The organism is Shinella sp. GW821-FHT11G07, from assembly GCF_058808115.1.
In genome coordinates, this window is the sequence record NZ_JBXARJ010000012.1 from 141,739 (window position 1) to 156,208 (window position 14,470).

Genomic DNA, 14,470 nt, shown 5'->3' on the forward strand with positions numbered 1-14,470 from the left:
CCGCCTCCTTTTCTCGTTCCGAAATTAAGGTTCGGACAGAAGATGGGGCTTCCAACCATGGGAAGGTCAATAGCAAACTTTTCCTTTCGGCGCCACTTGACCTTCCCATGGTTGGAAGCCCCAGCTTGAGTGTCATGAGACCCAACCAAGGAGAACTCTCATGAAGCTCACAATCGAAAACATGACCTGCGGCGGCTGTGCCAAATCCGTCACCCGGGCGATCCAGTCGGTCGATCCCAACGCGAAGGTCGAGACCAGTCCCGCCATACGCAGCGTCGAGATCGAGACGACCGCTACCCTGGCCGCAGTTCAACAGGTTCTCGAAGAGGCCGGTTATCCGGCAACCGCGGGCTGAGCTGGAGCGACATCATGCACAAGCTCACCCCGATCTTCATCGCAGGTGCGCTCGCCATCAGCGGTGGCCTCGCAATCGCCGAGAGCCAGATAAACAAGGACAATCCGATGCAAGGTCATAGTATGTCGGGCCACACGATGCCGGTTCCCGACACTCCCTCGACGGTGGCGTTCGTCACCGCCAATGACCGCATGCACAAGGACGTGACGGTCGAGTTCACCGGTGATGCCGACATCGACTTCATGCGCGGCATGATCCCGCACCATCAGGGGGCGATCGATATGGCGAAAGTCGTGCTTGAGCACGGCAAGGATCCGCAGGTGCGCAAACTCGCCGAAGAGGTGATCAAGGCGCAAGAAAGCGAGATCGCCATGATGAAAACCTGGCTCGCCGCCCGCGGCCGCTAACAATCGGAGGGCGGCCCTCCGGGCCGCCTTTGGCAAGGAAGTTCACGCGACCAAGAGGAAGACGATCAATGCATCGACGGACATTTCTGGCGAGCCTTGCGGGTCTCGTCGCTGCCGGGCCTGCTGCAGCCCAGATGAAGCACGATATGGGCGGCATGAGCGGCCACGGCGGTCGCAACATGCCCACGACGGCCACCGACCCGGTTTTGCCGGAAGGGCAGCCGCTCAGGGCGTTGCCACGCCTGTCCAACCAGTCGGCCGTGCCCGGCGTATTCAAGGCAAAGCTGGCCGCAGAACCAGGTTTCGTAAGGTTCGCTGACGGGCTCGATACGCCTGTGCTTCTCTACAACGGCACCAATCCCGTGATCGAGGCAAATGAGGGCGACACAGTCGAGATCAGCTTTGAGAACAGGATTCCAGGCGAACCCACGACGATCCATTGGCATGGCATGCCGGTTCCGGCCGATCAGGATGGCAATCCAACTGACCCCGTAGCCTCGGGCGATGCGCGCATCTATGCGTTCGAGCTGCCGGAAGGCAGTGCAGCGTCCTACTGGTTTCATCCCCACCCCCATGGGCTGACCGCCGAGCAGGTCTATCGCGGGCTCGCCGGTATCTTTCTGGTCAAACCGAAGGACGACCCCATCCCGCCGGACTATGGCGACACGGTCCTCATGCTTACCGACCTCAGGATCGCCGCCGACGGGACGATGCCGGAAAGCACGATGGCCGATCTGATTAACGGTCGCGTCGGCGATCACGTGCTCGTCAATGGGCAGAAGAACCCGGCGATGGCTGTCGCGCGTGGCGAAAAACGCCGCTTGCGTCTCTTCAACGCGACGAATGCGCGGTTCCTGCGCCTCGCGTTCGAGAATGCCAGCATGACCGTCATCGGAACGGACGGCGGCCTGATCGAGGCACCCGTCGCCGTCAACGAACTGTTGCTCACGCCGGCCGAACGCGTTGAATTGATCGTTTCCTTCGACAAGCCGGGCGAAGCCAAGCTCATGACGCTCGACTATGAGCGCGGTTGGATGGGGCCTGGCAAACCGAACGAGGCCGGCATGATCCTGCTGACGGCAAACGTATCAGAAGAGGCAACGGCCGCAATGCCGCCCCTGCCTGCAAAGCTACGCTCCATCGAACCTCTCGGGATCCCGCCTGTCACGCGCCGGTTCGTGCTGACGGAATCGATGGGCGGAATGGACCATGGCAGCATGACAATGAGCGACATGGATCACTCCGGCATGTCCATGTCTTCCGACAGCATGGAGATGAAGTTCCTGATCAACGGTGCCAGCTTCGACATGAACCGCATAGACGAAGTCTCGAAAGTCGGACAAGTCGAGCTTTGGGAAATCGCCAACGAGGCGGATATGGATCATCCGTTCCATGTGCATGGGACGCAGTTTCAGATCACGGAGCATGAGAAAGATGGGAAGGTCTCCATGCCATCCTATCGAGCGTGGAAGGATACCGTGAACATCACGGCCGGCGAGACGGTGCGAATACTGCTGCGCCAGGATCTGCCGGGACCGCGCATGTATCACTGCCACATCCTCGAGCACGAACAGCTCGGCATGATGGGCACGATCGACATCCAGGCCTAGTCTGAATCAGCGCACCAAACAAAGGCCCGCCGCGAGGATGTTCGCGGCGGGCCGTTGTCATTAGCGGACGAGCGAGGGGGCCTCATCGCCGGCGGCAGCATCATTCGACAGCCGGCGCCGGCAAATCCTCCGGGGTAAAGAATACGTCGGCGTGCATGTCTTGCCTGCGCAATCCGCGCGCAAATGCCATCTCCATGGCCGCGTCCACCATCGACGGTGGGCCGGCAACATAGGCTTTCCAGTCGGCAAGGCTGGAAAGATCCTCCGCCACAGCCAGCGTCACGACACCGCTCCGATATCGTGTGGGCTGCGCCTGCGACAGCACGGGCACGAAGGTGAGATTGAAATGCCGCTTGGTAAGAGCCTGGAAATGCTCGACAAGATAGAGATCACGCTCAGCGCGGACGCCGAAGTAGACATGGATCTGCTGCTTCATCCCGTAAGCGAGAGCAGTTTCCACGATGGACTTGATCGGCGCCAGCCCTGAGCCGCCGGCAATGCACAGGATCGGGCCGGAATGCCGCTGGCGCAGACCGGAAGAGCCCAAAGGGACTGTGAGTCTTGCCCTATCACCGACCTTCAATGTGTCATGCGCATGCTGCGAGGTAGTCCCTCCCGGAACACGACGAATATGGAATTCGAGACCGTCGTCGCCGTACATGTTGGCCATTGAATAGCTGCGGGCCGGAACGCCATTGAACTCGACCTGCGCATACTGCCCTGCTGTGAACTGCAAAGGAATTCCGTCCCCGGGTGCAATCCGAACCAGTTTGATGTCGTGGGTGAGGTCATTAAGGAAGGTCACGATGCCCTCCACATGTTTTGGCGCCTGAATGGTGTCGTCTTCGCTGCCTAGCCAGGCCACGGCTGCATCCGTCCGGGGCAACGCCCGGCATGCCAGGATAAGACCGTCGGCTTTCTCTTCATCGGTCAGGGCGAAGCGCGAATGCTGAAGCAGGTCCACCTCCCCCTCGATCAACCGGGACTTGCAGGAGCCGCAGCGCCCGGACTTGCAGCCATGGGGGTAGGGAATGCCGGCGGCGAGTGCCGTATCAAGGATGGTCTGCCCATTCGGGACTTCAAGGCGGGCTCGAGCCTGCCGGATGTCAATGCGTTTGGCTGTCACGTCCGATCCCTCACATGCCTTGCGTCTGTCCGAGCGCCTTCGACAGGCCCGGCTTCTGGCTCTGGAATGTGCCGTAGAAGATTTCCGAACCGACGATGGTGATCGGCGCCACTCGCACACCCGTTCGCGCCTTTGCCTCCTCCGCGATCAGAGGATCGGTGAGATCGCGTTCCTCGTAAGCTAGCCCCCGCTCGGAGAGCCAGCGCTTGAGCGCATGACAGTCCGGACAGGTCGGGGTCGTGTAGATAAGAATGTGCGGGGTACTGGTTTCCGTCATGATCTCGACTTTCTCTGAATTCGACATGGTTTTGCTCACGGCCGGGCGCCCAGAGAGCGGCTGGGTAGAGAAGCATTGTCGTCAGGGTGCGGCTTCCAGCCGTTGCAAGGTCAAGCCGGTTGTTGGGCAGAAATGTACTTTTTCACGCCGGGAAATCCGCAGCCCGATTGCCTTAGGCGATGAGCCGCGACGTGCAACGCGCCAGGATGGAAACAACTAAGGGCTGTGAACAATGAGCCAGATGTGCCGGGCGCCATTTCGGAAAATAAGGGCCTTGACCTTCCCGTCGTTGGAAACCTCACCTTCATCAAAATTGACTGCTGCCGTCTCCTGAAAGCCTGGAACGGCCCGTATGAAGGTGAAAGAAAATGAACAAGAAAGTCGCCGCCCTGCTGTTGGCTGGCGTCACCGTTGCCAGTGGCACTTTTGTCTATCGCAACGAAGTGGAGCCCTATGCGAGCCGCCTTCTCGCGCTGGTATCGTCGACCGCCGTGTCAGAAGCCGCGGCTCAGTCGGAAGAAGCACCCGGACCACAGGTGCCCGTCGCCGAGGTCGTCACGCGCAAGGTGGCGCTGCCGGTGGAGTTTACAGGTTATCTCGAAGCGACCAGGTTCGTCGAACTGCGCCCACGTGTCGGCGGTGCAATCGACGCAGTCAGTGTTCCCGAAGGGGGGCTCGTAGAATCAGGCAAGCTTCTGTTCCAAATCGACCCCAGGCCCTTCCAGGTCGCCCTGGATGCCGCCAAGGCGCAGTTGCAGCAGGCGAAGGCACTGCTTGATCAGGCCGAGATCGATTTCAACCGCGCCGAAATGCTGGCGCGCAATGGCAGTGTATCGCGCAAGACCTTTGACGACGCGCAAACTGCTCGCCGTCAGCGTCAGGCACAGGCTGAGATCGCGAAGACGGCTGTGGCGTCCGCCGAACTCGATCTTTCCTTCACACGCGTCACAGCCCCGATTGGTGGGCGCATCGACCGGATTCTGGTCTCCGAGGGCAACCTTGTCACCGGGGGCAATGCCGGAGCCGCGACACTTCTCACAACGATCGTCTCGACCGATCCCCTCTATGTCTATTTCGACATCGATGAAGCCACCTATCTCGCGTTCATCGCGGATGTGCGCGAGATAGAACGTGGAAAGGCTGCCGACACGTTGCCGGTGCAGGTGGGGCTGATGACCGATACCGGCTTTCCGCATGAAGGCGCCTTCGATTTTCTCGGCAATCGCGTTGACCGAAGCACGGGAACGATCCGCGCGCGGGCCGTTGTCAAAAACCCCGATGGTCGACTGGCGCCCGGCCTTTTTGCGCGCGTGAACCTCGTTGCGGCCCACCCAGCTCAAACCGTGCTCATCGACGATCAGGCGATCGGTATCGATCAAGGACGCCGTTATGTGCTGGTTCTGGGAGCCGAGGACAAGGCCGAATACCGCCCGGTCGAACTCGGCCCGATGATCGATGGTCTGCGCGTGGTCTCAGCCGGCCTCGATCCGGGTGAGAGGATCATCGTAAAGGGGCTCGTCCGCCCCGGCATGCAAGTCGTGCCGCAGATGGTTTCCATGCTGGCAGACCAATCCGCCGATGGAGACCGGCCCGCAGCTGCAACGCAGGAGGCGCGTCGATGAATATTCCGCGCTTTTTTGTCGACCGCCCGATCTTTGCGGTCGTTCTGTCTGTCCTGATGCTGATCGCCGGTGGCCTGACACTCCTGAAGCTGCCGTTGAGCGAATATCCCCAGGTCACCCCGCCAACGGTTCAGGTCACCGCAAGTTATCCGGGCGCCAATCCCGAGGTTATTGCCGAAACGGTTGCGGCACCGCTTGAACAGGCGATCAACGGCGTCGAGAACATGCTCTACATGAGTTCTCAGGCCGCGACCGACGGGCGCATGACGCTGACGGTGGCCTTTCAGCAGGGCACCGACCCTGACATGGCGCAGATCCAGGTGCAGAACCGCGTCGCGCGCGCGCTCCCCCGCCTGCCACAGGACGTGCAGCGCATCGGCGTCGTGACGCAGAAGACATCGCCCGACATCCTGATGGTCGTGCATCTCGTCTCGCCCGACGATCGCTACGACCCTCTCTACCTGTCGAATTTCGCCACTTTGCAGGTGCGTGACCAGCTTGCGCGCCTGCCGGGTGTGGGTGACGTGTTGGTCTGGGGTGCCGGCGAATACTCGATGCGCATCTGGCTCGACCCGGCCAAGGTGGCGGCGCGCGGCCTGACCGCCTCCGACGTGGTGGCGACAATCCGCGAGCAGAACGTTCAGGTGGCCGCCGGCTCCGTCGGCCAGCAGCCGGATGCTTCGGCGGCGTTCCAAATCACGGTCAACACCCTCGGCCGGCTTTCGAACGAGGAGCAGTTCGGCGACATCGTCGTGAAGACAGGTGCCGAGGGCCAGATCACCCGTCTGCGGGATGTTGCCCGCATCGAACTTGGTGCGGATTCCTACGCGTTACGCAGCCTTCTTGACGGTAAACCGGCGGTGGCGATCCAGATCATCCAGAGCCCCGGTGCCAATGCGCTAGATGTTTCGAGCGCCATTCGCGACACCATGGAAGACCTGCAGAAAGGTTTTCCCGATGGAGTAGAGCATCGCATCGCCTACGACCCTACCGTCTTCGTCAAGGCCTCTCTGGAAGCCGTGGTCATGACACTGCTTGAAGCCATAGCGCTGGTCGTACTGGTGGTCGTACTCTTCCTTCAGACTTGGCGTGCTTCGATCATTCCGCTCGTTGCCGTGCCTGTATCGTTGGTCGGCACATTCGCCCTCATGTACCTGTTCGGCTTCTCACTGAACACGCTGTCGCTTTTCGGGCTCGTGCTCTCGATCGGCATCGTGGTCGATGATGCCATCGTGGTCGTCGAGAACGCGGAACGTCACATCGCGCTCGGCGAAACGCCGAAAGAGGCTGCCCGCAAGGCCATGGACGAAGTGACCGGGCCTATCCTTGCCATTACGTCGGTGCTGTCGGCGGTGTTCATTCCCTCCGCCTTCCTGTCCGGCTTGCAAGGGGAGTTCTACAGGCAGTTCGCCCTCACGATCGCAATCTCGACCATCCTGTCGGCGATCAATTCTCTGACGCTTTCCCCAGCACTCGCGGGCGTGCTCCTGAAACCGCATCATGCCGATGCAAAGCGCGACCGGCTGACAATCGTCATCGACACCGTGTTCGGATGGTTCTTCCGGCTGTTCAACCGCGCCTTCGATAGCGCTTCGAATGCCTATGTCTGGTCGGTGCGCCGTGCCGTGAGGCTCAGCACGCTTGTCTTGCTGATCTATGCCGGCCTGGTGGGCATGACGTGGATGGGTTTCCAGACGGTGCCCACCGGGTTCGTACCGGCCCAGGACAAGTATTACCTCGTCGGCATCGCGCAGCTTCCGACCGGCGCCTCGCTTGATCGCACCGAAGCGGTCGTCAAGAAAATGTCGGAAATCGCGCTTGCCGAACCGGGAGTGGAAAGCGTCGTCGCCTTTCCGGGGCTTTCGGTCAACGGCATGGTCAACATTCCGAATGCCGCCGTCATGTTCACGATGCTCAAGCCGTTTGACGAGCGCAAGGACACCTCCTTGTCCGCTTTCGCGATTGCAGGCCGCCTGATGGGAAAATTCAGCCAGATACCCGATGGTTTTGCCGGCATCTTCCCACCACCTCCTGTTCCAGGCCTTGGCTCGACTGGCGGCTTCAAGATCCAGATCGAGGATCGGGCAGGGCTTGGCTTTGAGGCCCTCGCGCAGGCGCAAGGCGCTCTCATGGGCAAAGCGATGCAAACACCTGAACTGGCTGGCATGCTCGCGAGCTTCCAGGTGAATGCGCCGCAGGTGCAGGTGGACATCGACCGGGTAAAGGCCAAGTCGCAAGGGGTGTCGCTCGACACCATTTTCGAAACCTTGCAGGTCAACCTTGGCTCGCTCTACGCGAACGACTTCAATCTGTTCGGCCGCACCTATCGCGTGATGGTTCAAGCCGACGCGCCATTCCGTATGCAGCCGGAGGACATCGGCCGACTGAAGGTGCGTAACGCAGCGGGCGAAATGATCCCGTTGTCGGCCTTGCTGACCATCAAGCACGGTTCGGGGCCGGACCGCGTCATGCACTACAATGGTTTCCCATCGGCCGATATCAGCGGCAGCCCCGCGCCAGGATATTCGTTCGGGCAAGCGACCGCGGCAATGGAACGGATCGCATCGGAGACGTTGCCACCCGGCATGGCCTTCGAGTGGACGGACCTCGCCTATCAGGAGAAGCAAGCCGGCAACACCGCCATGTACGTCTTCCCCCTGTCTGTGCTGCTCGCCTTTCTGATTCTCGCAGCGCAATACAACAGTTGGTCACTCCCATTTGCTGTGTTGCTGATCGCTCCGATGGCGTTGCTCTCGGCTATCGCGGGCGTGTGGTTCACTGGAGGCGACAACAACATTTTCACGCAGATCGGGTTTGTTGTTCTCGTCGGCCTGGCTGCCAAGAACGCGATCCTGATCGTGGAGTTCGCCAGAGCGAAGGAAGACGAAGGCGACGACCCTTTGAACGCCGTGCTCGAAGCAGCCCGGCTTCGCCTGCGGCCAATCCTGATGACCTCCCTCGCTTTCATCGCCGGCGTCGTCCCGCTGATGATCGCGACGGGGGCTGGTGCCGAGATGCGGCATGTCATGGGTATTGCCGTGTTCGCTGGCATGCTTGGCGTCACCCTGTTCGGCCTCGTGCTAACACCCGTGTTCTACGTCTTGGTGCGCCGTATGGCCATCACCCGCGAGAGGCGGAATACCGTCACAGGAGTCGAATCCTATGCCGGAAAGGAGCAGTCTGCCCGGCCCCCGGCAACAACCTGACGCGAAAAAATGCGCGCCCAGTCCATGGGCGCGCTAGCCTGTGCAGCCCTCGCATCGAGGCCGCCTTCGTTGGATTTTATGTCCCGATCATCTGCACGCGCCCCGTAGCGGCCGAGCGATAGGCCGCTTCGATCATCGCGAAGGCCTTTTGGCCGTCCTCGATGGTAACCGGCATGGGGCCGCCATTCTTCAGTGCGTCGACAAAAGCCCAGGCAACGTGCTCGTGGAAGACACCCGTCTTGAAGGACGGGACGATGTCCGAAGCGGACCAACCCTCCCCCTCCCCGCGTCGGAACACGCGCAGAAAATCCGTTTCGCGCGTCGGGCGCGAGGCGATGTCGACGCCGGAGAGCAGGATCGAGCCTTCCGTTCCGTAGATTTCGATCGACGTGTCGGCTGCGGCAAAACACCAACTCGTCGTCACCTCGGCAATCAGGCCATCCGCATAGCGGAAGGTGGCGACGGCTGTGTCTTCGACCGAAAGACCCCGGGCCGCCGAGGATAGTGTGGCGAAAACCGACTCGGGTTCGCCAAACATCCAACGCAGAAAATCGGCGGCATGCACGCCCTCGTCAAGCAGCGTACCGCCACCGGAACGCGTCGGATCGACGAACCAGGCGGACCGGAAAGCCTCCGTAAGGCCATGGCTATGGCCGTGCCGGACCCGGCAGAGCGTTACCCGGCCAAGGGCTTTCTCCTGCAAAAGCCGCGCGATCGCATGGTTGGCAGGGTCGAAGCGCTTCGGAAAGCTCTGCATGAAGCGAATGCCCGTACGCGCCACCACTGCGGCGATGGCGTCGCATTGGGCACGGTCGATCCCGAGCGGCTTTTCGCAGAGCACCGGCCGGCCGAGAGCCGCGGCGGCTTCGACCAGCATCAGGTGCCCGCTCGTCGCCGAGCAGATCGCTACCGCGTGGCTCTTCCGGATAAGGCGGTGGAGGTCGTCCTGTACCTCGATGCCGTGGCGACCGGCAAATTCGGCCGCCTTGTCCGCGGCCTGATCCCAGACGCCGACGATCTCGACCTCCGGCCGCTGCAGAAAGGCGCCGGCCCAGAAATTGGCGTGGTAATGTTCGACGCCCAGTATCGCGATCTTCAGGCGCATCCGGCCTTCTCCCCTTCCTCACCGACCGGCGTTCTCATGCCGGAAAGCGCTGCTGTATAAATGGTTTCGGCCACACGGACCGAACTGAGACCGGCTGCGGCCGTATCATCCGACGGCATCTCGCCCCGGATGATGGAAAGCCAATGGCGATGATGGGCCTCGCCAAGCGCTTCCTCCGGCAACTCCGGATTCACCCAACCCGCCTTCCCGACGCTTGCTGGGGCGTGGATTGCCGCGGTGCCGCGCTCCGTCCGAAGCCAGACCGTGCCGCGTTCCGCATAGAGTTCCAGCCGGAAGCGATCGCAACCGGCAAGCTCGGTGTAGCTCATCTCATGGCTCACCCGCACATCGCCCTCGAGGCGATAGGCGGCAAACACATTGTCCTCGAGTTCCGTGCGAACCGTGCGCCCGTCGGCAAGCTGCCGTTCCGGCCGCGCGGTCGTCATATCGGCGGCAACGGTTCTGATCGGACCGAGTAGATGCTGAACGAGATCAATACCATGCACGCCGAGTTGCATGACGACGCCGCCCGAGACATTGCCGGGCGTAAAGAACCAGTCGTTCCAGTCCGCGCCCGGCGTGGCGTTTCGAATGCGCACGGAATGGACGGTGCCGAGTACGCCGGATTGCAGCTGCTCGCGAAGCCAGCGTACTTCCGGGAAATAGCGGTGCATAAAGCTGACGGTGAGGCGCCGTCCGGCCTGTTGATCCGCCTGAAGGATGCTGCGGCACTGAGCGCTGTTCAGCGCCATCGGCTTTTGCAGCAAAACATGCTTGCCGGCATCGAGCGCGTCGATCGCGATGCGCTCGTGGGTATCGTCCGGGGTGGCAATCACCACCGCGTTAATCGCGCTGTCCTCCAGCACGCGGCGGTAGTCGGTTTCCGCCCTGCCGATGCCGAGCATTTTCGCTCTTGCACTTGTGGCATTCGGCCGCCGGCCCACGAGTGCGGCGACATTCGCCCCGCCTGCGGCGCGCAGACCGTTGATATGGTAGTCGGCGATGAAGCCCGCGCCGATGACGGCGATGGCAATCCTATCGGCAGCCGAAGGAGGCATGATGATCAATCCGCTTGCGTGACATATGCCGAACGCCTGCCGTGACAGGCGCCCGGTGCTTTCATGACGTTAGGGCGCCCACTGGCCCTCGACCTCGACGGCAGCGGCATTCGCCGCCTTCAGCGGGCCGGAAAAGGTATAGCTGAGCACGTCCTTGGGATCGCCCTGGATGCGGTTTGTCGCCTTCAGGTAGCCGGCGATGGCCAGCATGTCCTCGACGTAGGATTTGTCGACATTCGGCGTGAACGTGTAGTCCGAAAGCAACGCCGCGTTCATGTCGACCGGTTGCTTCTGGAAATCGGAGAAAATCTTCAAAACCTCATCCTTGTTCGCCGGATCGGCGACATAGGCCTGCGCCTTGGTCAACACCTTCAGCAGCGCCGCCGTGGCATACGGGTTGGCGCGCACCCAGTCCTGCGAGGCGACCCAGACGGTGCGGTTATTGGAAACGGCCACGTCCTCACCACTGTTGTTGGCAAAAAAGCTCTTGGTGCCCGAATGCACGATCCTGGCGCCCTGCTCATGCACCGCGCGATAGGGGAACGGCTCCCAGAACACGATGCCCTGGATTTCGTTGTTGGCCATTGCGGCCATCGCCTCCGGCGGCGCGAGGTTCACCGTCTGGATCTTCGTGGCATCGAGGCCATAGTGTTTGGCGACATTGGCCAGCAAGGCGCCCGAGGTCGAGCTGACGAGCAGGCCGAGCTTCACCTTAGTGAGGTCTTCCGGGGTGTCGACACCGGCATCCTGCCGGACCACGATCTTTTCCAGCCCATGGCTGACGGCATTCGTGCCGAGGATCACCACGGGCATGCCGTTGTGCGCCATAGACACTGGCGGCAGGTTGCCGGGCGTCCAGAGCTGGATTTCGTCGGCTAGCAACGCCTCGCCGGCGAGATTGCCTGACGTGAAGGTCTTGAACTCGACGGTCTTGAAGCCGGCTTCCTCAAACCAGCCCTTCTCCTTCGCGACGATATGGACGAGGAACGGCAAATCGGGGCCGATGCTGATCGACAGCGTGTCGGTTTCCACCTGCTGGGCTTGTGAAGGGCTGGCCGTCATGAAGAGGCCGGCCATGACTGCGGGTATCAGCGATTTCAGAAACATGCGCATGCTTGTTCTCCCTCTTTGTCATTTCGGTTGTTGTCGGTCAGGCGCCGTGCCATCGCCCTATCCAGCGTTTGATCGCCAGGCCGATCGCAGCGTCGGTGAGAAGGTTGAGCGCGCCGATGAGCAGGATGCCGACGATGATGACGCCGACGGAGCCGCCAGTGTTGCGCTCGTTGATGATCATGTAGCCAAGGCCACGGTCGGCCGCGATCAGCTCGGCGGCAACGAGCACGCCGAAGCTCAGGCCCCAGCCGATGCGGATGCCTGTCGCAAGGTCAGGAGCGGCAGCGGGTACCGCGACACGCAGCAGCAACGACACGCCGTTGAGGCCAAATGTTTGCGCCGCCTTCAACAGGATCGGATCGATGCTGCGCATGCCCTGATACGCCGCCGTGACGACGGGAAAGAACGCACCCAGAAAGATGATGAAGAATTTTGAGGGCTCACCGAGCCCAAACCAGATGATCGCCAACGGGATCCAGGCAAGCGGTGGGATCGGCCGCAGAAGCTCTATCAGCGGCCGCATGACGGCGCCAAAGCCGCGATACCAGCCGGCAGCGATGCCCACTGCCGCCCCCGCCAGCGCGCCGAGCAGGAACCCGGAAAAGACGCGAAGAAGGCTCCAGAACAAATTGTCGGCAAGCGTTTCGGCCGTCAGGCGTTCGGCTGCCGCGTTGATGGCAAGCGACGGGCTTGGAAAGATCGCGGGGTCGATCACGCCCGTGCGGGCGCAGATTTCCCACAGCGCAATGGCAGAAACCGCGCCGATGAGGCCGAGGGTGAGGTCGCTGGCGGAAACGAAGCGGACCCAGGTCTTCATCGGCGCACCTCGGCGAGATTGGCAGCCCATGGCAGCATGCGGCGCTCAAGCGCCGCGAGACCGGCGGAGATGCAAAAGCCGATGACGCCGATGACCAGCATGCCGATGATGGTGATTTCGCTGCGATAAAAAGTGCGCGCCTCCATGATGAGGGCGCCGAGTCCCTCGATGGTGCCGATCATCTCGGCGCCGACAATGACCATGAAGCCGACACCGAGCGCCATGCGCGCACCGGCGAAGATGCGTGGAAGGGCCGCGGGGAACACGACGGTACGGTAGAGTTCCAGTCCTTTCAGACCGAAGGTACGCGCCGCCTTCAGCAGGGTCGGATCGACATAGCGCACTCCGGCGATCACATTGGACAGCATGACCCAGAAGCAACCGTAGCCGATCAGAAAAACCTTCGTCAGTTCGCCCGCACCGAACCACACGATGACGAGCGGCAGCAGGCTCAGTGTGGCAATCGAACGGCAAAAGACAATCAGCGGAGCGGTCAGTTTATCGACCACCGGCAGGGCGCCGATGAGCAGGCCGAGGGGAATCGCCAGGACAAGCGCTGCGCCATACCCCTGCAGAACGCGCAGGATCGTGGTGAGTGTATGCGACCAGATCGAGACGCCGGTTGGAAAGCCGATTGTCGAGAGTTCGACAAAACCCTGCGCGATGCGGCTGACGGGCGGAAACTGGTAGGCTTTGAGAAAGCCGTAGCGCACGCCGGCCTCCCAGCAGAGGAGGAGCACGGTGAAGGCGATGAGCGGCGGTACCGCCTGAGCGAGCTTGCGCGTCATGTCAAAAGCTCGTTCCAGATATCCTGATAGAGCGCATTGAAGCCCGGCTGGGTGCGCTGGCGGGGACGCGGCAGGTCGACGTCGAAGACCCGCTGGATGCGGCCGGGATTCGGCGCAAGCAGCACGATCCGGTCCGAAAGCATAAGGGCCTCGCTGATCGAATGGGTAACGAAGACGATCGTCTTGCGGCGCGCTTCCCAGATGCGCAGCAACTCCTGCTGCAATTCGATGCGCGTCAACTCGTCGAGCGCGCCGAAAGGTTCGTCCATCAGGAGGATTTGCGGATCGAGGGCCAGCGCTCGCGCAATCGAGACGCGCTGCTGCATGCCGCCGGACATCTCGCGAGGATAACGGGCGGCCGCCGCTTCCAGGCCAACGAGGCGCAGCAGTTCCATGGCGCGCACGCGGCGCTCGGCCTTGGTGAATCCGGCCTTGCGAAAACCGAACGCGACATTGTCGACCGCGGTCAGCCACGGGAAAAGCGCATGCTGCTGGAACACCACCCCCTGCCCCTGGCCGGGTCCGGTGACGATTTTGCCGGCGATGGCGATTTTGCCGCTGGAGACGTCCTCGATACCGGCGATCATGTTGAGAAGGGTTGTCTTGCCGCAACCGCTGCGGCCGACCAGCGAGACGAATTCATTCTCCGCGATCGTCAGGTCGATTTTTTCCAGAACCGGCACCGCGCCGCCGTCCCGCTGTGCGAATGTCTTGCGCACGCCATCGACGCGAATGAAGGGCGGGCTGCTCCGCTCGGCACGAGCGATTGGGCTCTGTTGAACAAGGACATTGTTTTCCAGCACGACGGACTCCCCTCCGGTCGTTGCGCGGACGACCTGCTGCCGTCTTGATCCAAAGCGTATACGTGAAATTCAAATTGTAAAGTTCAATTTGTATCAGTTATAATACAATGCGACTTCACCACCCTTTATCCCGTCGTTTCGGGCGCGGGATTGCCGGGGCGAGATTCAAAATGTATCGAGATG

General features: G+C 61.6%; 13 protein-coding genes. 5 read left to right on the forward strand and 8 right to left on the reverse strand.

Annotated features, from left to right (window positions below):
* Positions 1-160 precede the first annotated feature (160 nt).
* The 3 genes from AC1RT2_RS22770 to AC1RT2_RS22780 all read left to right on the forward strand — a co-directional run bounded on the left by AC1RT2_RS22770 (position 161) and on the right by AC1RT2_RS22780 (position 2,372).
* Complete coding sequence (locus AC1RT2_RS22770; RefSeq protein WP_444800503.1) at positions 161-355, forward strand: heavy-metal-associated domain-containing protein; 195 nt, start codon at positions 161-163, stop codon at positions 353-355.
* A 14-nt stretch (positions 356-369) separates the two neighbouring features.
* Positions 370-762, forward strand: coding sequence for a CopM family metallochaperone (copM, locus tag AC1RT2_RS22775; protein WP_493105584.1), 393 nt, complete (start codon positions 370-372; stop codon positions 760-762).
* Positions 763-830: 68 nt separating this feature from the next.
* Entirely contained in the window at positions 831-2,372 is a 1,542-nt protein-coding gene (locus AC1RT2_RS22780; RefSeq protein ID WP_493105586.1) for a multicopper oxidase family protein, read from the forward strand.
* A gap of 100 nt (positions 2,373-2,472) precedes the next feature.
* Here the strand turns inward: AC1RT2_RS22780 and AC1RT2_RS22785 are convergent, their stop codons facing one another.
* Positions 2,473-3,498 (reverse strand): 2Fe-2S iron-sulfur cluster-binding protein, encoded by a 1,026-nt coding sequence (locus tag AC1RT2_RS22785; RefSeq protein WP_493105588.1) that lies wholly within the window; start codon positions 3,496-3,498, stop codon positions 2,473-2,475.
* Positions 3,499-3,508: 10 nt separating this feature from the next.
* On the reverse strand, positions 3,509-3,802 hold the full coding sequence (locus AC1RT2_RS22790) for a glutaredoxin family protein (RefSeq protein WP_493105590.1): 294 nt from the start codon (positions 3,800-3,802) through the stop codon (positions 3,509-3,511).
* Positions 3,803-4,143: 341 nt separating this feature from the next.
* Between AC1RT2_RS22790 and AC1RT2_RS22795 the strand changes: the two genes are divergently transcribed.
* Together AC1RT2_RS22795 and AC1RT2_RS22800 are read left to right on the forward strand one after the other, a co-directional pair.
* Positions 4,144-5,397 (forward strand): efflux RND transporter periplasmic adaptor subunit, encoded by a 1,254-nt coding sequence (locus AC1RT2_RS22795; protein ID WP_493105592.1) that lies wholly within the window; start codon positions 4,144-4,146, stop codon positions 5,395-5,397.
* Positions 5,394-8,603, forward strand: a complete 3,210-nt coding sequence (locus AC1RT2_RS22800) for an efflux RND transporter permease subunit (RefSeq protein WP_493105594.1) — start codon at positions 5,394-5,396, stop codon at positions 8,601-8,603. Before AC1RT2_RS22795 ends, AC1RT2_RS22800 begins: the two co-directional genes overlap by 4 nt.
* Positions 8,604-8,679: 76 nt before the next feature.
* Here the strand turns inward: AC1RT2_RS22800 and AC1RT2_RS22805 are convergent, their stop codons facing one another.
* From AC1RT2_RS22805 to AC1RT2_RS22830, 6 genes are all read right to left on the reverse strand, one after another.
* On the reverse strand, positions 8,680-9,708 hold the full coding sequence (locus tag AC1RT2_RS22805) for a Gfo/Idh/MocA family protein (RefSeq protein ID WP_493105596.1): 1,029 nt from the start codon (positions 9,706-9,708) through the stop codon (positions 8,680-8,682).
* Positions 9,699-10,766, reverse strand: coding sequence for a Gfo/Idh/MocA family protein (locus AC1RT2_RS22810; RefSeq protein ID WP_493105598.1), 1,068 nt, complete (start codon positions 10,764-10,766; stop codon positions 9,699-9,701). The genes AC1RT2_RS22805 and AC1RT2_RS22810 overlap by 10 nt, the downstream gene beginning before the upstream one ends.
* Positions 10,767-10,835: 69 nt before the next feature.
* Positions 10,836-11,879: an ABC transporter substrate-binding protein gene (locus AC1RT2_RS22815; RefSeq protein WP_493105600.1), complete on the reverse strand. Its 1,044-nt coding sequence runs from the start codon at positions 11,877-11,879 to the stop codon at positions 10,836-10,838.
* Positions 11,880-11,916: 37 nt separating this feature from the next.
* Positions 11,917-12,696 (reverse strand): ABC transporter permease, encoded by a 780-nt coding sequence (locus tag AC1RT2_RS22820; protein ID WP_493105602.1) that lies wholly within the window; start codon positions 12,694-12,696, stop codon positions 11,917-11,919.
* On the reverse strand, positions 12,693-13,484 hold the full coding sequence (locus AC1RT2_RS22825) for an ABC transporter permease (protein ID WP_493105604.1): 792 nt from the start codon (positions 13,482-13,484) through the stop codon (positions 12,693-12,695). Before AC1RT2_RS22825 ends, AC1RT2_RS22820 begins: the two co-directional genes overlap by 4 nt.
* On the reverse strand, positions 13,481-14,287 hold the full coding sequence (locus AC1RT2_RS22830; RefSeq protein WP_493105606.1) for an ABC transporter ATP-binding protein: 807 nt from the start codon (positions 14,285-14,287) through the stop codon (positions 13,481-13,483). The genes AC1RT2_RS22825 and AC1RT2_RS22830 overlap by 4 nt, the downstream gene beginning before the upstream one ends.
* Between the last annotated feature and the right edge of the window lie 183 nt (positions 14,288-14,470).